This window comes from Micromonospora sp. DT53 (assembly GCF_049841535.1).
In the GTDB taxonomy this organism is placed as follows: domain Bacteria; phylum Actinomycetota; class Actinomycetes; order Mycobacteriales; family Micromonosporaceae; genus Micromonospora.
In genome coordinates this window covers 233,968-253,385 of record NZ_JBNCKM010000002.1, presented here as the reverse complement: position 1 = coordinate 253,385, position 19,418 = coordinate 233,968, and the positions used below count along the sequence as shown (strand labels likewise).

The 19,418-nt window shown below is 72.7% G+C and carries 23 protein-coding genes and 1 pseudogene; 18 read left to right on the top strand and 6 right to left on the bottom strand.

Translation table 11 applies throughout. The features are described from left to right. Window positions 1–546 precede the first annotated feature (546 nt). The 11 genes from ACLQ3B_RS07040 to ACLQ3B_RS06990 all read left to right on the top strand — a co-directional run bounded on the left by ACLQ3B_RS07040 (window position 547) and on the right by ACLQ3B_RS06990 (window position 8,979). Window positions 547–1,062 (top strand): MaoC family dehydratase, encoded by a 516-nt coding sequence (locus ACLQ3B_RS07040; protein ID WP_425778439.1) that lies wholly within the window; start codon window positions 547–549, stop codon window positions 1,060–1,062. A gap of 91 nt (window positions 1,063–1,153) precedes the next feature. Beyond that, window positions 1,154–1,690 carry a hypothetical protein gene (locus tag ACLQ3B_RS07035; protein WP_425778437.1) on the top strand — a complete coding sequence of 179 codons (537 nt, stop codon included), beginning with the start codon at window positions 1,154–1,156 and terminating at the stop codon, window positions 1,688–1,690. Window positions 1,691–1,741: 51 nt separating this feature from the next. Further along, complete coding sequence (locus ACLQ3B_RS07030; RefSeq protein ID WP_425778435.1) at window positions 1,742–2,365, top strand: TrmH family RNA methyltransferase; 624 nt, start codon at window positions 1,742–1,744, stop codon at window positions 2,363–2,365. Between the two features lie 10 nt (window positions 2,366–2,375). Continuing rightward, window positions 2,376–3,122 (top strand): DUF6758 family protein, encoded by a 747-nt coding sequence (locus tag ACLQ3B_RS07025; protein ID WP_425778433.1) that lies wholly within the window; start codon window positions 2,376–2,378, stop codon window positions 3,120–3,122. A gap of 118 nt (window positions 3,123–3,240) precedes the next feature. Continuing rightward, entirely contained in the window at window positions 3,241–3,399 is a 159-nt protein-coding gene (locus tag ACLQ3B_RS07020; RefSeq protein ID WP_007455302.1) for a hypothetical protein, read from the top strand. Window positions 3,400–3,405: 6 nt separating this feature from the next. Then, window positions 3,406–4,281, top strand: a complete 876-nt coding sequence (locus tag ACLQ3B_RS07015) for a PH domain-containing protein (protein ID WP_425778431.1) — start codon at window positions 3,406–3,408, stop codon at window positions 4,279–4,281. A gap of 103 nt (window positions 4,282–4,384) precedes the next feature. Further along, on the top strand, window positions 4,385–5,167 hold the full coding sequence (locus ACLQ3B_RS07010) for a SigE family RNA polymerase sigma factor (RefSeq protein WP_425778429.1): 783 nt from the start codon (window positions 4,385–4,387) through the stop codon (window positions 5,165–5,167). Further along, window positions 5,164–6,423, top strand: a complete 1,260-nt coding sequence (locus tag ACLQ3B_RS07005) for a hypothetical protein (RefSeq protein ID WP_425778427.1) — start codon at window positions 5,164–5,166, stop codon at window positions 6,421–6,423. The genes ACLQ3B_RS07010 and ACLQ3B_RS07005 overlap by 4 nt, the downstream gene beginning before the upstream one ends. Before the next feature lie 63 nt (window positions 6,424–6,486). Beyond that, on the top strand, window positions 6,487–7,359 hold the full coding sequence (locus ACLQ3B_RS07000; protein WP_425778425.1) for a PHP domain-containing protein: 873 nt from the start codon (window positions 6,487–6,489) through the stop codon (window positions 7,357–7,359). Window positions 7,360–7,400: 41 nt separating this feature from the next. Next, on the top strand, window positions 7,401–8,015 hold the full coding sequence (locus ACLQ3B_RS06995) for a MarC family protein (protein WP_124819967.1): 615 nt from the start codon (window positions 7,401–7,403) through the stop codon (window positions 8,013–8,015). A gap of 13 nt (window positions 8,016–8,028) precedes the next feature. Beyond that, a complete protein-coding gene (locus tag ACLQ3B_RS06990; RefSeq protein ID WP_425778422.1) occupies window positions 8,029–8,979 on the top strand; it encodes a RecB family exonuclease in 951 nt (316 codons plus the stop codon). A gap of 20 nt (window positions 8,980–8,999) precedes the next feature. Here ACLQ3B_RS06990 and ACLQ3B_RS06985 read toward each other — a convergent pair whose 3' ends face one another. After that, window positions 9,000–9,863 (bottom strand): oxygenase MpaB family protein, encoded by an 864-nt coding sequence (locus ACLQ3B_RS06985; RefSeq protein ID WP_425779809.1) that lies wholly within the window; start codon window positions 9,861–9,863, stop codon window positions 9,000–9,002. An 80-nt stretch (window positions 9,864–9,943) separates the two neighbouring features. Next, the gene (locus ACLQ3B_RS06980; protein WP_425778420.1) at window positions 9,944–10,372 is read right to left on the bottom strand and encodes a Fur family transcriptional regulator; all 429 of its coding nucleotides are present in this window, start codon (window positions 10,370–10,372) and stop codon (window positions 9,944–9,946) included. A 201-nt stretch (window positions 10,373–10,573) separates the two neighbouring features. Between ACLQ3B_RS06980 and ACLQ3B_RS06975 the strand changes: the two genes are divergently transcribed. Continuing rightward, on the top strand, window positions 10,574–11,056 hold the full coding sequence (locus ACLQ3B_RS06975; RefSeq protein WP_425779807.1) for a DUF2231 domain-containing protein: 483 nt from the start codon (window positions 10,574–10,576) through the stop codon (window positions 11,054–11,056). A 19-nt stretch (window positions 11,057–11,075) separates the two neighbouring features. On the opposite strand, the gene ACLQ3B_RS06970 is transcribed toward ACLQ3B_RS06975, so the two are convergent. Further along, the gene (locus ACLQ3B_RS06970; protein WP_425778418.1) at window positions 11,076–11,492 is read right to left on the bottom strand and encodes a hypothetical protein; all 417 of its coding nucleotides are present in this window, start codon (window positions 11,490–11,492) and stop codon (window positions 11,076–11,078) included. 180 nt (window positions 11,493–11,672) lie between these two features. On the opposite strand from ACLQ3B_RS06970, the gene ACLQ3B_RS06965 reads away from it, so the two are divergent. After that, on the top strand, window positions 11,673–11,855 hold the full coding sequence (locus tag ACLQ3B_RS06965; RefSeq protein ID WP_355574959.1) for a hypothetical protein: 183 nt from the start codon (window positions 11,673–11,675) through the stop codon (window positions 11,853–11,855). Between the two features lie 69 nt (window positions 11,856–11,924). Here the strand turns inward: ACLQ3B_RS06965 and ACLQ3B_RS06960 are convergent, their stop codons facing one another. After that, window positions 11,925–12,296, bottom strand: a complete 372-nt coding sequence (locus tag ACLQ3B_RS06960) for a hypothetical protein (RefSeq protein WP_425778416.1) — start codon at window positions 12,294–12,296, stop codon at window positions 11,925–11,927. 298 nt (window positions 12,297–12,594) lie between these two features. On the opposite strand from ACLQ3B_RS06960, the gene ACLQ3B_RS06955 reads away from it, so the two are divergent. Then, on the top strand, window positions 12,595–12,798 hold the full coding sequence (locus ACLQ3B_RS06955) for a hypothetical protein (RefSeq protein WP_425779903.1): 204 nt from the start codon (window positions 12,595–12,597) through the stop codon (window positions 12,796–12,798). A gap of 14 nt (window positions 12,799–12,812) precedes the next feature. On the opposite strand, the pseudogene ACLQ3B_RS06950 reads toward ACLQ3B_RS06955, so the two are convergent. Then, a pseudogene (locus ACLQ3B_RS06950) lies at window positions 12,813–13,019 on the bottom strand (FmdB family zinc ribbon protein); the annotation flags it as partial. After that, on the bottom strand, window positions 13,016–13,666 hold the full coding sequence (locus ACLQ3B_RS06945) for a 5-formyltetrahydrofolate cyclo-ligase (RefSeq protein ID WP_425778414.1): 651 nt from the start codon (window positions 13,664–13,666) through the stop codon (window positions 13,016–13,018). The pseudogene ACLQ3B_RS06950 and the gene ACLQ3B_RS06945, both read right to left, overlap by 4 nt. 112 nt (window positions 13,667–13,778) lie before the next feature. Here ACLQ3B_RS06945 and ACLQ3B_RS06940 point away from each other — a divergent pair, with 112 nt between their 5' ends. From ACLQ3B_RS06940 to ACLQ3B_RS06925, 4 genes are all read left to right on the top strand, one after another. Beyond that, window positions 13,779–16,205 carry a diguanylate cyclase gene (locus tag ACLQ3B_RS06940; RefSeq protein ID WP_425778412.1) on the top strand — a complete coding sequence of 809 codons (2,427 nt, stop codon included), beginning with the start codon at window positions 13,779–13,781 and terminating at the stop codon, window positions 16,203–16,205. A 9-nt stretch (window positions 16,206–16,214) separates the two neighbouring features. Next, a complete protein-coding gene (locus ACLQ3B_RS06935; RefSeq protein ID WP_425778410.1) occupies window positions 16,215–17,177 on the top strand; it encodes a UTP--glucose-1-phosphate uridylyltransferase in 963 nt (320 codons plus the stop codon). Beyond that, a complete protein-coding gene (gene glp / locus ACLQ3B_RS06930) occupies window positions 17,174–18,487 on the top strand; it encodes a gephyrin-like molybdotransferase Glp (protein WP_425778408.1) in 1,314 nt (437 codons plus the stop codon). The genes ACLQ3B_RS06935 and glp overlap by 4 nt, the downstream gene beginning before the upstream one ends. Before the next feature lie 111 nt (window positions 18,488–18,598). After that, window positions 18,599–19,249, top strand: a complete 651-nt coding sequence (locus ACLQ3B_RS06925) for a GNAT family N-acetyltransferase (protein WP_425778406.1) — start codon at window positions 18,599–18,601, stop codon at window positions 19,247–19,249. Window positions 19,250–19,418 lie beyond the last annotated feature (169 nt).

The window sequence follows — 19,418 nt, the reverse complement described above, 5'->3', positions numbered from 1 at the left end:
CACTCTCCGATCACCGCGGTTTATCTACGTCCCGTAGAACCAGGGCTGACCGTATCGAATTCCCGGGCGGTGGGGCACGAAACGTGCTCGGGGCTGCCGGGGGGCGCCCCGGGTCATCGACACATGTCTGTTCACACCGGACCTGCGGATCGCAAGTGCACGACGCACTTGCGTGACCTGCGGTAATGGGAGCGTTTCCAGGGAGATCCACCCGATTGAGCACTACGAATCGGTAACTTGGGCCCTGACGAGGAGGTATCCGGCCTGCGGAGATCGCTGATCAACCTGCGCGTCGTCACCGACAGTAATGTTACAAAAAGATAAATGTGACGCCGATCTCTGTTGAACCTACGCAGCCGTAGGGCAGAATTCCTCACATCAGAGCGTGGGCGGCGGGTGCCGGGGAGGGCCCCGCCGCTCATTGCGTCTCCCCCCAGGCGTGTGACAGGTGTGACATTTCCGCCGCCGTCGCGCCCCGCCGGTCGCCTTAACCATCGGTAAGGCATGCTGTGCCGAACTCCATCGCCGCCCGTCGAAGGGACCAGCATGCAGTTCGGTCGCTACTACGAGGAGTTCGAGGTCGGCGCGGTCTACCGGCACTGGCCGGGCAAGACCGTCACCGAGTACGACGACCACCTCTTCTGCCTGCTCACGATGAACCACCACCCGCTGCACCTGGACGCGCACTACGCCGCGACGGCCAGCCAGTTCAAGCGCAACGTGGTGGTCGGCAACTACATCTACTCGCTGCTGCTCGGCATGTCGGTGCCCGACGTGAGTGGAAAGGCGATCGCCAACCTGGAGGTCGAGTCGCTGCGGCACGTCGCGCCGACCTTCCACGGCGACACCATCTACGGCGAGACCACGGTGCTGGACAAGCGGGAGTCCGGCTCGAAACCCGACCGGGGCGTGGTGTCGGTGGAGACTCGCGGCTACAACCAGGACGGCACCATGGTCTGCGTCTTCCGCCGCAAGGTCATGGTCCCCAAGCGGGAGTACGCGGCCGCCGCGGTGCCCGACGGAGTGGATCCGGAGCGGCCCAGCTTCCCCGAGCCGCGCTGACCGTCGCGGCGGGCTCGACCGTCGACGAACACCGGCTCCCTCCCCGCCACGGGTCTGCTGGGGAAGGGGCCCTGTTCCCGTCGCGGGGCATATGCTGACGCCGGAGGTTCCGATGAGCCACTCCGTCGCGGGAGAGCCGTCCTCTGCCGGCCGCCGAGCCGCGCCCCTGACCACAGCTGTCTACTCCGCCGCCGAGTGGGATCTGCTCACCAGCCTGCCGGGTCGGGTTCTCGTGGCCGCCACGGCGCCCGGTCCTGGCCGGACGGAGCGTGGAGTCAAGGCCAGCCTGGCCGGCCTGGATGCCGTGGCCGCCGGCCGTGCCTCCGACAGCGACCTGGTCCGCGCGGTGGTCGCCACGATCTACGCCCGCCACGACGGCACCCCGCAACCCGCCGAGCGGCTCACCGACCTGGTGGACCTGCTGGCCGCCTGCCGGGCGGCGAGCCGGGTCCTGCGGCGGCGGGCGGACCCCGCCGACTCGGCCGCGTACCGACAGTGGGTGCAGTCGGTCGCGGCCCGGGTCTGTCGCGCGGTGCCCGGCACCGGCGCGCGCCGGGTGGACCCACCGGCCAGCCCGGCGGACCGCCGCTTCCTGGACCGGCTCGGTGCTGCCCTCGACCTGGGTTGACCGGCAGGTCGTCGCACCGGGCGTCGACGCGGTCCGTACCCTCTGATGACCGTGACCGACGACCAGCTTGAGGTGGGCGTGGGCCCCTGGCCGGGGGACCCACCGGACGACAGCCGTTACGACCCGCAGTTGCTGGCGGAGGGGGACCGGCGCAACGTCGTCGACCGCTACCGCTACTGGCGGCACGAGGCGATCGTCGCCGACCTGGACCGACACCGGCACGGTTTCCACGTGGCGATCGAGAACTGGCAGCACGACTTCAACATCGGCACGGTGGTGCGCAACGCCAACGCGTTCAACGCCGCCGGGGTGCACATCGTCGGACGGCGACGGTGGAACCGGCGCGGCGCGATGGTGACCGATCGGTACCAGCACGTGTGGCACCACGAGACGATCGAGGAGTTCGTCGCCTGGGCGGCCGGGCGGCGCCTGCCGGTGTTCGGCATCGACAACCTGCCCGGGTCGCGTCCGCTGGAGACCGGCACCCTGCCGCGCGATTGTGTGCTGCTGTTCGGCCAGGAGGGTCCCGGCCTCTCCGCGCCGGCCCGCGCCGCGTGCGACCAGCTCTACTCCATCGCCCAGTACGGCTCGACGAGGTCGATCAACGCGGGCGTGGCCAGCGGAATCGCGATGCACGCCTGGATTCGTGCGCACGCCGGCACACCGCCGGACTGACCCCCGTACGGTGCCGAATCGGACGTTACGGCTTGACGTGCCGGCGCTCCGGGGAGACGGTGGGGATGTGAGTGTCGCGGTGAGTTGTCCGAGATGCGGGGGCCCGGTACGGGCGCCGGATCTGATGAACACCGACTCAAGGTGTGTGCGCTGCGGCCCGGTGCCGCCGTTGCACGTGCCCGAGCACATCGGAGCGGAGATCGTGGCGAGCGTGGTGGAGCGGATCACCACGACCGCCGATCCGCCGGTGACGCCGTTGTGGTGCCCGTGGCCGCTGCCGCCGGGTTGGACACTCACCGGCGTGGCGTACGCCGGGGACGAACGGACGGGAGTGCGGGCGACAGCGGTGGCCTGCGCGGGCCCGGCGCCGCTCGGCGGAGGTCCGGCCGATCTGGTCTTCGTGGCCGAGGAACCCGGCGTGGGCCTGGGCACCCGACTCGCCGGACTGGCCGGCCCGGATCCGGGGCCGGAGTTGGTCGACGCGCTGACCGACCCGGGGTCGGGTCACCCTGACCACGTCGGACAGGCGAAGATCAAGGTCGGTGGGCACCCCACTCCACTGTGGCTGGTGAATTCGGCAACGGATCGAAGCGCGTACGCCGGCGAGGCTCGGGGAATGTGGCTCCATGCGATAGCCTGGCCGGCGAGTGCGGGTCACCTGCTCGCGGAAGATGTCGTGCTACACGACCTGACCGAGTGGACTCCGCCCGAGCTCGTGTACGGCGCACCGTCCCCGTATTTACCCGGTAGAGCTTGACAACTCTTCCGGGGATTGACGGAGAACGGACGCAGATATTCACTGTACGACACCACACTGATACTCTGGGTGCCGCTGCGGTAATGGGACCCGGCGCCGCGCGAGAGGATGGCCCGCCATGGTCAAGAAGGTCCTCACCTGGGCCGGAATCGCATTCTTGATCTTCTTCGTCGCCTACCGGCCAAACTCTGCGGCGGACGTGTTCAAGTCGCTCGGCGGCGGGATCATGGATATCGCCCAGGGGTTTGGCGACTTCTTCACAAGTCTCGTCGCCTAGCCGCCGATGGGCAGCCCCTCCGGTCCACCCTTCGACCCGGACGACCCTGACCGGGAACGCCGCGAGCGTGACACTGAGCCGATCCCGCGGATCGGGCCTGATGACGGCCCGGGCTACGGGGCCGGTCCCGGCCTGTCCGACGGTCCGTCCCTTTCGGACGACGTCGGTTACGGCGACGGGCCCGGTTATGCCGGCCAGGGTCGTTCCGGTCGGGGGTGGGTCCGTGATCCGGAGGCCGGCTACCAGGCGCCGCAGATCTCCGAGGACGAGCTGGCCGGGTTGCGCGCCGACGCGACCGGCTCGACCCCTCGGCGGGTGCTGCCACTGGAAGACGAGCCCAGTTCACTGGTGGCTCGCTACCTCTTCCCCACCGAGCGCTATCGCGGCGAGTGGAAGCGGCACTGGATCCACCTCACCAACCCGCTGTTGATCGGCGTCGCGGCGACCTTCGTGCTCGGCTACCTCTCCGGCTTCCTCGCCGGTCAGGCCGTCGGCGCGCTGACCACCATCGCCGTGCTGCTCTGGTTCGCGGTGATGGGCTGGGTGGCGTGGAAGGTCGCCGACTGGTGGTATGACCGGTTCATCCTGACCAACAAGCGGGTCATGGTGGTCAACGGCATCGTCACCCGCAAGGTGGCGATGATGCCGCTGGTCCGGGTCACCGACATGAAGTACGAGCAGTCCCCGACCGGCCGAGCGCTCAACTACGGCACCTTCGTGCTGGAGTCCGCCGGCCAGGAGCAGGCGCTTCGCGAGATCAAGAACCTGCCCAACCCGAACGAGCTCTACCTGCGTGTCGTCGAGGAGATGTACGAGCCGCAGGCGGTCGAGGCACGGCTCGGCAAGGAGGCCGACGAGGCCAAGGCCGACGACGGGGCGTGAAGGTTTTCGACCGAACATCGGAGCAAGTGCGCACCTTTCGTCATGGACCAGAGCGCCCCTGACGTGGCACTCTGCCAGAACGGCAGGGGTGTGGAGGTGGGCGGTGGCGAGCAAGGACTCGTTGGAGGAGCAGTTCCGCGAGTTCGTCGCGGCCCGCTCCGCCGCGCTCCTGCGCACCGCTTACCTGCTCACCGGGGACTGGGCCACGGCCGAGGACCTGCTCCAGACGGCGCTGACCAAGACCTACCTCGCGTGGAAGCGGCTCGGCGGGATCGAGGCGGTCGAGCCGTACGCCCGACGTGTGCTGGTCAACACGTCGACCAGTTGGTGGCGACGGCGCTGGCACGGCGAACGTCCGACCGAGGTGCTGCCGGAGCGGGCCGGTGTCGACGAGATCGAGCAGCAACTCGACCGTGACCTGCTCTGGCGGCATCTCCGGGAGCTGCCCAACCGGCAGCGGGCAGTGCTGGTGCTGCGCTACTACGAGGACATGTCGGAGGCGCAGACCGCCGCGATGCTGGACATTTCACCGGGCACGGTGAAGAGCCAGGCGTCCCGGGCGCTGGCCACGCTCCGTCGGCGATTGGGCGCGGACGCTGCGGACCTCGCCGCCGCAGCCGGAGTCGCCGGCCGGTCGGCCGCCGCCGACGGTGGGGCGGGCGCGACCGGCGCCGCCGGCCGGACGACGGGATCGGGTTCCCGGACCGGACGGGTCCCGGTCACCGGTGCCGCTGCGACACCCAGGCCGGAGCGGGCGACTGGCCGACCCGTGCCCCGCGTGGCCGCTCCGCGCCCCGCCGCGCCGCGTCCGAGCACCCCGCAGGTCGTGCTGCCCACCGCCCCGGCGGCCGTGCCCGTCGGCACGGGCTCCGGGGAGCAGCAGTGAGTGAGTTCCCAGGCCGGCACGACAACCTCCCGGACGGCCCACGGCGTTCCTACCAGGTGCGGCCTGACGAGCTGGAAGGTGCGGTGCGGGAGACACTCTCGCACCAGGTCGCTCTTGCCCGCCCACTGAGCGTCGACCCGGCGGGCCAGGCCATTCGCCGCGCGAACCGGATCCGGCGTCGACGCACCGCGGCCGGCGTCGCCCTCGCGGCGGTCACCACCGTGCTGCTCAGCGCCGGCATGGCCCAGCTCGGTGCCGAGACCAAGCCGGACGGGTCACCCATCGTGGTGATCGGCGACCCGGACCCGACCAGCCGACCGCTCCCGACCGCCAGCATTCCCGGCCCTGCCCCCTCCCCCGAGACGTCGACGTCTCCTCTCGTCGGCGAGACGCTGATCAGCGCCGACGGGCGGCGGCTGGTGCTGCCCGAGGTGGGGCCGGCCGAAAGCGTCCAGCCCTTGCCCAGCGGCGGCGGCTGGCTGGTGGTCGGCGCGCAGAGCACCGCAGGGCGCTCCCTGTGGGTGGTGCAGAACGACGGCCTGGTGCAGGTGCTGCTGGCCGGGGCGGGCGCGATCGTCCTGGCCCCGGACAGCCTCCAGGTCGCCTGGCGCGACGGAGGCGATCTGCTGGTGGCGGGCGTGGCCGGCAACCAACTCATCGCGTCGGTACGCACCCCGGTACCCGCGGCGGCGCAGCCCGTCCGGTTCGTCGGCGACAGCGTGCTGGTCCGACTCGACCCGGCCGGCGCCGGTCACACCCTCTGGCGGCCCGGTGCGGGGCCGTTGCCCGAAGCCCTCGACCGGAAGAGCCTCAACGTCTACGGGCGGCTACCCGACGGGCGGCTCGTCGCCCAGGTCGCCACCAAGCCGGGCCGGACCTGCCTCGCCGTGCTCGCCCCGACCCGTCAGCTGGACCCGGTCCGCACCGGTTGCGGTCCGGAGCTCAGCCAGGACGGCGTCGGCGGGGTCTCGCCGGACGGGCGGTGGCTGCTGGTGAACTCCGGGGTCGGCGAGGCCGGCCGTTCCCTGCTGGTCGACCTGCAGCGGCTCGGGCCGGGTACGACCGCGGTTGCGGCCGGGCCGCTGATGACCGGGGCGATCGTGTGGAGCAACGCGGCCCACGCCACCTACCTCGACGGCACCGGCGAGCTGGTCCGGGTCGATGTCGGCCAGGTGCGGGCGGGAAAGCCCGCCAGCCCCACAGCGGTGTCCGGCGTATCGGCCGGAGACCAGCCGATCCTGGTGAACGACTTCTGACCCCTGGGTGACCTGGGCGACCCACGTGAGCCGGGCTCACGGTTTCCTCGGTAGCGTCGAGCGGTGACCTCGCGTACCGGCTCTGCCCCGCGGATCGACCTGCACACCCACTCGACGGCCAGCGACGGCACGCTGACCCCGGCCGAGCTGGTCGGCGCGGCCGTTGACGCCGGGCTGGACGTGCTGGCGATCACCGACCACGACACCACGGCCGGCTGGGCGCCGGCCGTGGGCGCGCTGCCGCCAGGTCTGCGTCTGATCCGGGGTGCGGAGTTGTCCTGTCGCTGGTCCGGCGCGCAGCCGGCGGTGCCGCTGCACCTGCTCGCGTACCTGTTCGACCCGGACCACCCGGAGTTGGTGGCCGAGCTGGCCCGGGTCCGGGCGGCCCGGGAAGAGCGCGGCGAACGGATGGTCGGCCTCCTGCGGGCCGACGGCATCGACGTGAACTGGCCGGACATCCTGGCCGGCGCGGGTGGCGGCACCGTGGGACGCCCGCACCTCGCGCAGGCGCTCATCCGCGCCGGCCTGGTCGGCAGCGTCCAGGAGGCGTTCGGCCCGGACTGGCTGGGCGAGCGGTACCGCCTGCCCAAGGAGGACATCGACGTGTTCCGGGCCGTTCGACTGGTCCGGGCGGCCGGAGGTGTGCCGGTCTTCGCCCACCCGCGAGCCACCCGACGCGGCCGGGTGGTACCCGACGAGTTGATCGCCGAGCTGGCCGCCGCCGGGCTCGCCGGGCTCGAGGTCGACCACGAGGACCACAGCCCGGCCGAGCGGGAACACGTACGGGCGCTCGCCGCCGAGCTGGGTCTGCTCGTCACCGGCTCCTCGGACTTCCACGGCACCCACAAGACCGTTCGGCTCGGCGCGTTCAGCACAAGCGTCGAGGCGTACGAGCGGATCGTCGCCGACGGGGTGACCGAGGTCGCTTCGGGCTGATCCGGGTATTTCGCCCATCGTCGCGCGGCTAGGTTGATCACGTGGATCTGAAGTTGTTCGGCGAGGTTTTCGTGACCCTGCTGGTGATCACCGACCCGCCGGGCATGATGCCGATCTTCCTGGCGCTGACCGGCCCGCTGCCCGCCCGCGACCGCAACCGGGCGGCCTGGCAGGCCGTCGCGTTGGCGCTCGGCGTCATCGTGATCTTCGCGGTGGCGGGGCAGACGTTGCTCGACTATCTGCACGTGGACCTGCCGGCGTTGCAGGCCGCCGGCGGGCTGCTGCTCGTGCTCGTCGCCCTGGAGCTGCTCACCGGCAAGGCCGACGACCCGAGCCAGCAGGTCACCTCCAACATCGCGCTGGTGCCGCTGGGCACGCCGCTGCTGGCCGGGCCGGGCGCCATCGTGGCCACCATGCTCTTCGTCCAGCAGGCCGACGGGCTGGGAGAGTTCACCGCCATCGCCGTGGCGATCCTCGCCGTGATGGTCGCCGTCTGGATCGTCCTGCGCTTCTCCGGCGGCATCGTGAAGATCCTCCGGCCGGGCGGGATCGAGGTGCTGACCCGGATCGCCGGCCTGCTGCTGGCCGCGATCGCCGTGCAGCTCATCGCCGACGCGGTGGCCGCCTTCGTCACGCAGTACGTCAACATGGCCTGACGGCACGCGCGCGATGTCGGGGGTGGATGGCAGGATCGCAGGCGTGCGACGATCCTCATCAGCGGGGCGGCCGGCCGCCGGCGGCCGGGCCCCCCGGCAGCGCGCCGGCGACGCCGAGCAGCTCGGCTTCGAGGGCATGCCGGAGCGGCTGTTCGTCTGCACCCCGAGCAAGCTCGGCGCGTACGCGGACTGCCCGCGTCGCTACCGCTACTCCTACGTCGACCGGCCCGCCCCGCCCAAGGGCCCACCGTGGGCACACAACTCGCTCGGCGCCAGTGTGCACACCGCCCTGAAGAACTGGTATGCGCTGCCCGCCGACCGGCGGCGCCCCGAGGCGCTGGCCACGCTGCTCAAGGGCACCTGGGTCCGCGAGGGCTACCGCGACGACGAGCAGGAGCGGGCCGCCTACCGGCGGGCGTTGGGCTGGCTGGAGGCGTACGTCGAGACGCTGGAGCCGGATTCCGACCCGCTCGGCGTGGAGCGGGTGGTGGCGGTCAAGACCGCGGTGTTGGCGTTCAACGGCCGCACCGACCGCATCGACTCGCGACCCGGGCCGGAGGGGCCGGAGCTGGTCATCGTCGACTACAAGACAGGTCGCACCGGCCTGGACACGGACGACGCCCGGGGCTCGCAGGCGTTGGCGCTCTACGCGTACGCCGCCGAGCGGGTGTTCCGCAAGCCGTGCCGCCGGGTGGAGTTGCACCACCTGCCGACCGGCACGGTCGCCGCCCACGACCACACCGTCGAGTCGCTGGCCCGGCAGTTGACCCGCGCCGAAGAGACGGCCCGCGACATCATGGCCGCCGAACGGGCGGTCGCCGACGGCGCCGACGCGGACGAGGCGTTCCCAGTGGCACCCGGCCCGCGCTGTGGCTGGTGCGACTTTCGGCGGCACTGCCCGACCGGCGCGCAGGTGCCGGGCAAGGAGCCGTGGGCGGCCATGGACCGGCCCGCCGACGGCTGATCTCCCGGGCGAGGGTCGGGTCAGCCGGCCAGCGAGGCAGCGGCGTGCCGCGCGGCCCGCTCCTTGGCCGCCTGTATCAACGGCCCTTCCAGGTAGCGGCGGGGGACGGCGGCGAACGCGAGCCGCAGCGCGCGCACGCTCAGATTCGCGGACAGCGCGGTGGTCGGTAGACCGAGACCCCCGTACATCCGGCGCGCCCACGTCGGCAGCAGCGCGAACGCGGTGCCGGCGAGCCCCAGGTACGCCCACCGTGGCGGGCCCAGATTGAGCCCGAGCCGGACCGGCAGGCTGAGCTTCCACGGCAGCGGCGGAGCGGTGAGGAACACCGCCGTCTCGGCGGCCTCCCGGGTCATCCGCAACTCTGGCCGTACGGCCTCGTAGTAGTCCGCGACCTCGGCGGCGGTGCCCGGGACGGTGGTCGGGTCCAGGCCGACCAGGGCGGCGGCGCGGCGCTGCTCGGTGTAGTAGCCGTCCACCTCGTCGTCGCTCAGCGGCAGCCCGGCGCGTCGGGCCGTGCTCAGGAACGACTCGACCTCGGTCACGTGCACCCAGCGCAGCAGGTCCGGTTCGTCGATCCGGAACTCCGCGCCGGTGAGCGTGTCGGTGGCCCGCAGTCGGTCGTGCAGGCGGCGCAGCCGGGCCCCGGCGGCCTCCGCCTCGGCGGTGGTGCCGTAGACGGTGGTCGCCACGTAGGTGGCGGTGCGGAGCAGCCGGCCCCAGGCGTCCGTGCGGTAGTTGCTGTTCTGCGCGACCCCGGCCATGGCCCGCGGGTGCAACGCCTGGAGGAAGAGTGAGCGCAGGCCGGCGACGATCAGGATCGGCTCCTCGTGCACCTTCCACGTGACCGAACCCGGACCGAAGAGGCCTAGGTCATCCGAGTCCACCATCCAAGACTGCCACGGTCGCGGCGGCCTCGCCGGTCAGGTGCCGCCGGTGGCCGCGCCCGGAGCGCCGGCGCCGCCGGTCAGACGTCGGCGGAGCGGCGGGCCCGGCAGCCCGGGCAGAGACCCCAGAAGGTCACTTCGGCCTCGTCCACCTCGAACCCGTGCGCGACGTTCGGCTCCAGGCACGGGGCGCCGCCCACCGCGCAGTCGATGTCGGCGATCTCGCCGCACCCGCGGCAGACCACGTGGTGGTGGTTGTCGCCCACGCGCGCCTCGTAGCGGGCCGGACTGCCCGCCGGCTCGATCCGTCGCGACAGCCCGGCCCGGGACAGCGCGCCCAGCACGTCGTAGACCGCCTGGGTGGAGACCGAGTCGAGGCGTTCACGAACCCGCCGGGTGATCTCGTCGACCTCCAGGTGGCCGCCTCCGGCCAGCACGTCGAGCACCGCGAGGCGTGGCCGCGTGACCCGCAGGCCCCTCGACCGCAGCAGCTCCTCGGCACCCGACATTCGCCAATGACAGCACGCCCGGTCGGCATCGACAACCGTCGCCCACTCCGGGTGGTCACCGACACAGGCCGGCAAGATCGGGAGTACGGCCCAAAGGGTGAACCCGATCGACGCGGCGCGCGTGTGTCCGGTCGAGAGCCTGGGGACGATCGGCGGACCATAGGCTGATCGCCCCTGACCATGATCCACCTGGAGGGTTCGATGTTCGAGGAGATCCTGGGTCTACCGGTACACGTCCTGACGGTCCACGCGGTCGTCGTGTTCGTGCCGCTGCTGGCGGTGCTGGCCATCGCGTACGTGGGGCTGCCGCGGTGGCGGCACCGGCTGGACTGGGCCCTGGGCCTCCTCGCCGTGGCCGCGCCGGTGACCGCCTACGTCGCGGTCAAGTCGGGTGAGGCCCTCACCGACGCGCTGGTGGCCCGGGGCTTCCAGGGGCCGATCCTCGATCAGATCTTCGAGCACTCCCGCTACGGCGACATCCTGTTCCGCATCGTGGTGCCGCTCGGGATCGTGGCCATCCTGCTGCTCGTGGCAACGAGTGGACACCCCCGGGTGCCGCAGCTGCCGACGCTTGTCACCCCGGTGCTGGCGGTGGCGGCCGTGGGGCTCGCCATCGCGGCCCTGATCTACGTCTCCCTGACCGGCCACTCCGGCGCCGAGACCGTCTGGGGCACCACCCTCTGAGCTGCTGCCCCGGGGGGCATCAGAAGATCACTCGCGAGCAGAGCAGACAGAGCAGAACCAGCAACACCACGCCCGCCGCTGCCCCGAACCCGTAGGTGACCCGCTGCGAGCGCTGCTCGGCCGCGTCCAGGTCGGCCATGTCCTGCGGTGGCAGCTGTCGCGGCGGCGCCGGCTGCAGATGTACGGGTGGACGCCAACCCGCCGGCGGCGGCAGGCTCGGCGGCGGTCCGGAGTACCCGCTGGAAGTGCGCCCCGTCGATGCTGGGCTGGTGTGCCCGCTCGGAGGTTGGCTGGTGGGCGCGTGCGGTGGTTGGTTGGTGGGCCCGCTCGGTGGTGTGGTCGCGGGGGCGGGAGATTGGTCCGCCACCGCGTCATCGCCGGTGTTGGGCCGTCGCCAGTAGTCGTCCGGGGTGCTGCCACCGCTGGGGGTCGTCACGCCGTCCGACGCTACCAATGCCGTCGGTGGCGCGGTCGTTTCTGGGCGGTGTGTGCCTGCGGTCGGTGGCGCGGTCGTTTCTGGCCGGCGTGCCCAGGGTCGGCGGCGCGGCCCTTCTGGCCGGCGTGCCCACGGTCGGCGGCCCGGTACACGGCCGTGGCTGCGCTAGTCTTGCCGCTCGTGAGCACCGAAGACCCCGGCACGCGCGGCGCACGTGGAGACGATGACCGCGCCGTGGACCTGAGCGAAGACTTCGTGGTGCTGCCCGAGCAGACCTCCGACGACACCGACCGTGGTTGGGGCGAGCGGTCGGGCGGCAACGACGACTGGCTACTCGCCGAACGCCCCCCGCACTGGGACTGAACCCGGCGGGCTCGGGGTCTGGCCCGTCAGGGTCGGAGCCTGATCCGGCGGGTTTCGGGGTCTGGCCCGTCAGGTCGGGGCCTGATCCGGCGGGCTCGGGGCCTGGCCCGTCAGGGTCGGAGCCTGATCCGGCGGGGTCGGAGTGTGCGCTGGCGGGTTCTGTGGCCGCTGGTCCGGCTCGGTGGCTGACCTTTGGGTGTCGGGGACGCCTGTCCTGGTGGCGTCGGCCGATCGGCCCTCGTCGACCGGCCGGGCCGTGTCGTCCGCCTTCGACGGCGCGTCGGAGGGGACGGCGATCGGCGGGCATCCGGCCGGGGTATGCAGGACCGCGGCGGCCAGGCCGAGCAGCGCGGCGATCAGGCCGGCCCGGAGCAGGGTGCGGCCTGGCATTGTGAACTGACGCAGCGGGCGCAACGCCCGCGCCGAATCCGGATCGACCATCGCCTTTGCCGCCTCCCGTCCCCGAGCGCCGCGGTGGCACCCATGAACGGCAGGCTAGGCAGTTCCCACCGCCTCGGCCGCCCCACGGCCGACGCCTGTGGACAACCGCCAGACCTGTGGAAAACGCCCATCCGTCGGCTCGAGCTGCTACGGCACCGCCTTGATCGACTCGCGATCAAGGAATCCGGGTGGTTGGAGCAACGGGGACGGGCCGACTTCCTGAAACCCGAGTGGATCAAGGCCCGACCCATGGGGTCGGGCCTTCGCCGATCAGGACGCGGAGCTTGCCGCCGCGGCCTTGCCGCCGCCCGATCCACCCGAGGACGACCCGGACGAGCCGGACCCCGAGGAGGACGACGAGCCCGAGGGCGACCCGGACGAGGACGAGGACCCCGAAGAGGAGGACGAGCTGTCACCGGAGGACGACTCGGACTTCGCCGGCTTGGTGGCCGTGCCGCCGGCCGTCGTCTCGGAGCCGGACGCCCGGGAGTCGGTGCGGTAGAAGCCCGAACCCTTGAAGACGATGCCTACCGAGTTGAAGACCTTGCGCAGCCGCCCCTGACACGCCGGGCACTCGGTCAGCGGCTCGTCAGAGAAGGACTGCACCGCCTCGAGCTGGTGACCGCACGTGGTGCAGGCGTACTGGTACGTGGGCACGTTCTCCTCCGGATCTGGGCTCGGCCAGTTGGCACTCGACGTATTCGAGTGCCAATGGTGCGTCATTCGCCCCGGGTTCGTCCAGCGGACGTGTGGGGGGCGACACCGTGCGCCGTACCCGGGCCGTCGTCAAGCGTACGCACCCCGTTGGCGGGAGTGACGACCGCGCGCACCCGGCGGTCGTGTGGCTCCGCCGGCAGCGCCTCGACCAGCTCACCGTCGTGCAGGGGCACCACCGTCAGGGCTGCCTCGGGTACCCGGGCGAGGGCGCGATCGTACGAGCCGCCGCCGCGCCCGAGCCGCCGACCGTGGAGGTCGACCGCGAGGGCCGGTACGACCACCAGCTCCGCGTGCGCCACGGCGGCCACCCCGAGACGGGCACCGACTGGTTCTCGGATACCCCGACCCGCCGCGATCAAGGCAGCCGGTCCGGTATACGCCGCCCAGTCCAGATCCAGGTCGGCCAAGAGCACCGGCAGCAGCAACTCGGCGCCCGCCGGCAGGGCTGCCCGCAGTGCCTCGGGCAGGTCGGCGCCGCCCGGTTCCGAGCCGACCGGCACGTACGCCGTCATCCGCCGGGGGCGCAGCCGGCGTACCAGGGCGACAAGCTCGGCCTGCACCCGCCCGGCGGCGGCTGCCCTCGTCGCGGCGGGCAGCGACCGGCGGCGAGCGAGCACCTCGATGCGGGTGTCCCGCTTCGCCATTCGGGTCACTTCTGCTTCATCAGAAAATTCCGGCACGCAACACTCCTGACGCAACGCCTCTCCCACGGTTGCTCTGTGTCAGCATCGCAAGCAACGGAGGCGGAACTTCCGGGGGGACCGAGTGACGCTACGCGGGCGGTTGACGGCAGCCTTCCTCGTGGTGGTGCTCGGCCCGGTCCTGCTCGGCGCGCTCTTCGTCGCCTCCACCGTTGCTGCTGTCGACCGCAGCCGCTCCACCGAGCGCCTGGCCGTGGCGGTGTCCACCGTGCGGACCTCGGTCGACGCGCTCTGCCAGCAGCTACGCGCCACCGCCGACGCGGTGGCGCTCGCCGCCGATCCGGCCGTCGCCGCCGCGCAACTGGTCGGCCGGGGCCTGGCCGCCGCGGTGCTGATCACCGACGTGGCCGGCCAGGTCACCTACGTCTCGCCGGGTGCGCCGTCGACCCCGTGGCAGAACTGCGCCGGCCCGACCGGCGGCCCGACCGAGGGCTCGACCGGAGGCCCGACCGGGGGCTCGACCGGCGGCCCAACCGGGGGCTCGAACGGCGGCCCGACCGACGGTTCGACCAGCCCGGTCCGTGCGCTGGCTGCCCAGGTCGACCTGCACGATCGCACGGGCGCCCGACTGGGCACGGTGACCGCCGCGCAACTGGTCGACCCGGCCTTCGTGGCGCGACTGGCGGCGGTGACCGGAGTGGCGGTCACCCTGCTCGACAGTGGGGCGGGCGCCGCCCGGGTCACCCACACGACCGAGTCCAGGGACGTACGCGACGCGGTGCTGGCCGCCGCCGTCGCCGGCAGGGGTGAGCAGGTCACCGAGACCAACGAGGGCCGGTACGTGCGCAGGCTCGGGCCCTCCGACGCGCAGCCGCTGCCACTTGTGCTCTCCGTGCCCAGTGAACGGCCACCGGGGCTGCACGCCACGCTGGTCGGGGTGGTCGTGCTGGCCGGGCTGCTCGCCGTGCTGACCGCCTGGCGGCTGGCCCGGGTGACCACCCGGCCGCTGGCGGAGTTGGCCGGGGCGGTCGACCGGGTGGCCCAGGGCGACCTGACCGCGCGGGTGCCGGTCCGCAGTCGCGACGAGTTGGGGCGGTTGGCCGCCGCCTTCAACCGGATGACCCGGGAGACCGGCTCCTACGTGGCGGCGCTGACCAGTAACCGGGACCAGTTGCGCGGGCACCTCGCGGTGCTCGGCGACACCCTGGCCAGCACACACGACCTGCAACGCATCCTGCGGGTGATCCTGCGCAGCGCCATCGGGGCCACCGGCGCGCGCGCCGGCGCCGTGCTGCTCGTGGAGACCGGCGGGGTGCTCGTCGCGCAGTGCACCGAGGGGTTGGACGGGCGTTGGCCGGAGGAGGGCGCGGACGTGTCGCAGACGCTCCGGGTGCCGGTAGGCGTCGGTGTGGTCGGTGCGGTCGCCGCCACCGGGGAACCGCAGCGGGGGAGGGCCGAGCCGACCGAGGCGCCCACGGGTGAGCCACGCTGCCGCACCTACGTGGCGGTTCCGTTCGCTGCCCCGGGCGGCGGCGCCACGACCACCCTCGGCGCGACCGGAACCGGACCCCTGGGGTCGACCGACGAGGCTGGCGCGGCTGCCGCGCTCGGCGTGCTGGCCCTCTACGACCGGCTGGGCGCCGACGAGTTCGACGACGACGACCTGGCCACCCTGCGCACCTTCGCCGGCCACGCGGCCGTGGCGGTGGACAACGTCCGGGTGCACGAGGAGGCGCAGCGCCTCTCCCTCACCGACCCGCTCACCGGACTGTGGAACTACCGCTACCTACGCGAGTCGATTCGGCGTGAGGTGGAACGGGCCAGCCGCTTCGGGCGGATGCTCAGCGTCCTCGCGTTGGACCTCGACCGGTTCAAGGACGTCAACGACACGTACGGGCACGCCGCGGGGGACACCGTGCTGGCCGAGTTCGCCCGCCGGGTGCGGGGAGAGATCCGTGAGGTCGACCTGGCCTTCCGTCAGGGCGGTGAGGAGTTCGTGCTGCTGCTGCCGGAGACCGACGCGCGAGGCGCGGCGATCGTGGCCGAGCGGCTCGGCGCGGCGGTACGCGACACGCCCATCGCCGTCGAGGCGTACGCCGGGCCGGTTGTGGTGACCGTGTCGGTGGGCATCGCCGTCTTCCCGGACCACGGCAGCACCGGGCGGGAGGTGCTGGAGGCCGCCGACGACGCGCTCTACGCGGCCAAGGCGGCGGGCCGCGACACGTACCGGGTCGCCGAGGTGCGCTCGGATCTGCCGACCCGGGAGATCCCGGTGCTCGCCTGCGCGGTGAGTCCACCCGACGGGCTGCCGCGCGCCGGCCAGCCGGTGCAGGCCAACCGGGAGCCGGGCGGGCCCGCCCGGTCCGACCCGGTGGTGGGCGTACCGGAATCATCGCTGGCGGGCCCGGCGCACGCCCGACCGGATTCGGCCGACGACACGGCGGACAGCGCCTCCGGCGGGGCGCGGGCCGGTCCGGACGCGGCGCGGCCGGGGCCGGGTGGCGGCGCGTCTTCTGGGCCACACCCGCCGCGGCAGAGCCGTGGCCGATAGTCTCGCGGCATGTCGGAGCACTCAGCGAACCCCTCATCGACGGTCGCCGCAAACGGCCGTCCCCTGGCGGTCAAGGCCGTCATCCCGGCCGCCGGACTGGCCACCCGGTTCCTGCCGGCCACCAAGGCGGTGCCCAAGGAGCTGCTGCCGGTGGTGGACCGGCCGGTGTTGCAGTACATCGTCGAGGAGGCCACGCAGGCTGGCATCGGTGACGTGTTGCTGATCACCGGTCGGGGTAAGACGTCGATGGTGGACCACTTCGACCGTCGCCCGGACCTGGAGACCAGGTTGGAGGAGAAGGGCGACTCCGAGCGGCTGGCCGCCGTGCGTCGGCCCAGCGAGCTGGCCGAGATCTACACCGTGCGGCAGCCCGAGCAGCTCGGGCTCGGCCACGCCGTCGGGTACGCCGAGTCGCACGTCGGCGACCAGCCCTTCGCGGTGCTGCTCGGCGACGAGTTCGTCAAGCCGTCGGAGCCGCTGCTGCCGGCGATGCTGGAGTTGCAGGCCCGCACCGGCGGTGTGGTGCTCGCGTTCTTCGAGGTCGACCCGTCCGAGACCAAGCGGTACGGGATCGCCTCGGTCGAACCGGCCGAGTCGGAGCTGACCGACATCGGCGAGGTCGTCAAGGTGACCGGAATGGTGGAGAAGCCGCAGCCGGAGGACGCCCCGAGCAACCTCGCGGTGCTCGGCCGCTACGTGTTGCCGGGCAAGATCTTTGACGCGATCCGGCGGACCAAGCCGGGCAGCGGCGGCGAGATCCAGCTGACCGACGCGATGGAGCTGCTGCGTACCGAGGGCACCCCGGTGCACGCGATCGTCTACCGGGGCACCCGCTACGACACCGGCATGCCGCTGGGATACCTCCAGACGGTGGTGCAGATCGCCGCCGAGCGCGACGACCTGGGCGCCGAGTTCCGGGCCTGGCTGGCCGACTTCGTCAAGGCCGACGCGGCAGGCGGATCTGGTACATGACCGCGACGGCCGACGCCGAGGCGGCCGCGAACGAGTTGACGCCGCTCGCCGACTACCTGGGCAGCGTGCTGCGCAGGTTGCGCGCGCTGCCGCCACTCGACCTCGACCTCACCCAGGCGCACGGCAACGTCCTCGCCGAGGACGTCGTCGCGCCGCACGCCTTCCCGGCCTTCGACCAGGCGGCCGTGGACGGCTACGCCGCGCGCTGGGAGGACATATCCGGAGGGGGGCGGGGGCCGAGCTACGTCCCGGCCCCCTCCGGCACGCCCGGCGGCCGCACCATCCGGCTCAACGTGGTCGGTGATCTCGGCGCCGCGAGCTGGCGGCCGGTCCGGCTCACCCCCGGCTCGTGCTTCTCGGTGGCCGCCGGGGCGCCGCTGCCGGTCGCCGCGGACGTCGTGGTCCCGGTGGAGTGGACCGACCAGGGCATGGCCGCCGTGGAGATCTTCCGCACCCCCAAACGGGGGTACGGGGTACGCCGAGCGGGTGAGGAGCTGCCCGCCGGCACCCTGCTCGCCCGGGCCGGCACCTACGTGTCCCCGGCCCTGGTCGCCGTCTTCGCGGCGACCGGCATCGGGCACGTGGTGGTGCGGCCCAGCCCACGGGTGGTCATCGTGGCCACCGGCGACGAACTCGTCGACGTGGGCCGGGGCAGTCAGCCCGGTCAGGTGGTGGACGCGAACTCGCACGCGCTGACCGCCGCTGCCGCCGAGGTGGGCGCTCTGGCGTACCGGGTGGGGATCTGCGACGACGACCCGGAGGGGCTGCGCGGGCTGCTGGAGGACCAGACGCTGCGCGCCGACCTGATCATCACCACCGGGGGCACCGGCACCGGCCCCGGGGACATGGTGCGCCGGGTCCTGTCCCGCCGCGAGGGCGGGCGCGCCGGGCCGGTCACGTTCACCGACGTGGCGCTCTATCCCGGCACCGCGCTCGGGTTCGGCACGGTCGGCGCCGAGGAGGTGCCGGTGGTCTGCCTGCCCGGCGACCCGGGCGCCGCGTTGATCGGCTTCGAGGTGTTGGCCCGCCCCGCCATCCAACTGCTCGCCGGCGCCGAGCCGGTGTTCCGACCCAGTGTGCGGGCGCACCTGCTGGAGACCGTGTCGTCCCCGACCGGGCTGCGCGAGTTCCGGCCGGCGCACGTCGCCGAGCGACGCGGTGGCGGGTACACGGTCCAGCCGCTCAGCGGCGGGCCGTTCACCCTCTCCGGGCTGGCCGAGGCGAACGGGCTGCTGGTGCTCGGCGAGCGGGTCACCACGGCCGCGGCCGGCTCCACCGTGGACGTCCTGCTGCTGGACCGCCGCCGGTGACGCGTCCCGGCCGGCCCGCTCGTGGCCCGTGTCGGGTGATCGTCGGACGTGTGCGGTGAACGCGGCGGGGCCACTTGCGCGCGACACGGTCCCGCGCGGGAGACTGTGCGTGTGAGTCTCTTCGGACCCGCGCGGTCGCCGGGATGGCCGGTGGAGCTGGCCGACGGCCCGGTGCTGCTGCGGCCCTACCGGCGCTCCGACGCGGCGGCGTGGTCGGAGGTACGCCGGGCCAACCGGGCCTGGTTGGCCCCCTGGGAGTCGTCGCTGCCCGGCGGCTGGGACGAGATGAACTCGCCGGCGGCGTTCCGTTGGGTGCACCGTGACCAGCGGCGCTCGGCCCGCGAAGGTGAGGGCATGCCGTTCGCGGTCTGCCTGCGTGAGGCCGACCGGGACCGGCTGGTCGGGCACATCAACGTGGGCAGCATCGTGCGGCGGGCGCTCTGCTCCGGCTACGTCGGCTACTGGGTGGACGCCCGGGTCGCCGGCCAGGGTGTGATCCCGACGGCGCTCGCGCTCGCCGTGGACCACGCGTTCGGCCCGGGCGGGCTGCACCGGGTGGAGGTCAACATCCGTCCGGAGAACAAGCCGTCCCGGCGGGTGGTGGAGAAGTTGGGCTTCCGCGAGGAGTCGTACCACGTGCGCTACATGCACATCGACGGCGCGTGGCGGGACCACATCGGGTACGCGATGACGAGTGAGGAGATCGCTGCCGAGGGTGGCCTGCTGGCCCGCTGGCACCGGATACGCGCCAACGCGCGGTAGGAGGATTCCCCGACCCTCCTTCCACTCGTCCCACGGACGGGATCGGCGCGGCGCGGTGGCATCCCGGTCGGTGCGCCGTAACCTCAAGTAACTGCAAGCTGCGGCAAGCGCTCCCCGGCCGGACGATCCACGCACCCAGGCGCGATCGGTGGAAGATCCTGCGGTCGGA

Coding starts and splice junctions, on each gene's coding strand:
- ACLQ3B_RS07040 (WP_425778439.1), top strand. CDS start 547: ATGCAGTTCGGTCGCTACTACGAGGAGTTCGAGGTCGGCGCGGTCTAC.
- ACLQ3B_RS06935 (WP_425778410.1), top strand. CDS start 16,215: ATGTCGGAGCACTCAGCGAACCCCTCATCGACGGTCGCCGCAAACGGC.
- ACLQ3B_RS07015 (WP_425778431.1), top strand. CDS start 3,406: ATGGGCAGCCCCTCCGGTCCACCCTTCGACCCGGACGACCCTGACCGG.
- ACLQ3B_RS07020 (WP_007455302.1), top strand. CDS start 3,241: ATGGTCAAGAAGGTCCTCACCTGGGCCGGAATCGCATTCTTGATCTTC.
- glp (WP_425778408.1), top strand. CDS start 17,174: ATGACCGCGACGGCCGACGCCGAGGCGGCCGCGAACGAGTTGACGCCG.
- ACLQ3B_RS06990 (WP_425778422.1), top strand. CDS start 8,029: ATGTCGGGGGTGGATGGCAGGATCGCAGGCGTGCGACGATCCTCATCA.
- ACLQ3B_RS06980 (WP_425778420.1), bottom strand. CDS start 10,372: ATGTCGGGTGCCGAGGAGCTGCTGCGGTCGAGGGGCCTGCGGGTCACG.
- ACLQ3B_RS07035 (WP_425778437.1), top strand. CDS start 1,154: ATGCTGACGCCGGAGGTTCCGATGAGCCACTCCGTCGCGGGAGAGCCG.
- ACLQ3B_RS06960 (WP_425778416.1), bottom strand. CDS start 12,296: ATGGTCGATCCGGATTCGGCGCGGGCGTTGCGCCCGCTGCGTCAGTTC.
- ACLQ3B_RS06975 (WP_425779807.1), top strand. CDS start 10,574: ATGTTCGAGGAGATCCTGGGTCTACCGGTACACGTCCTGACGGTCCAC.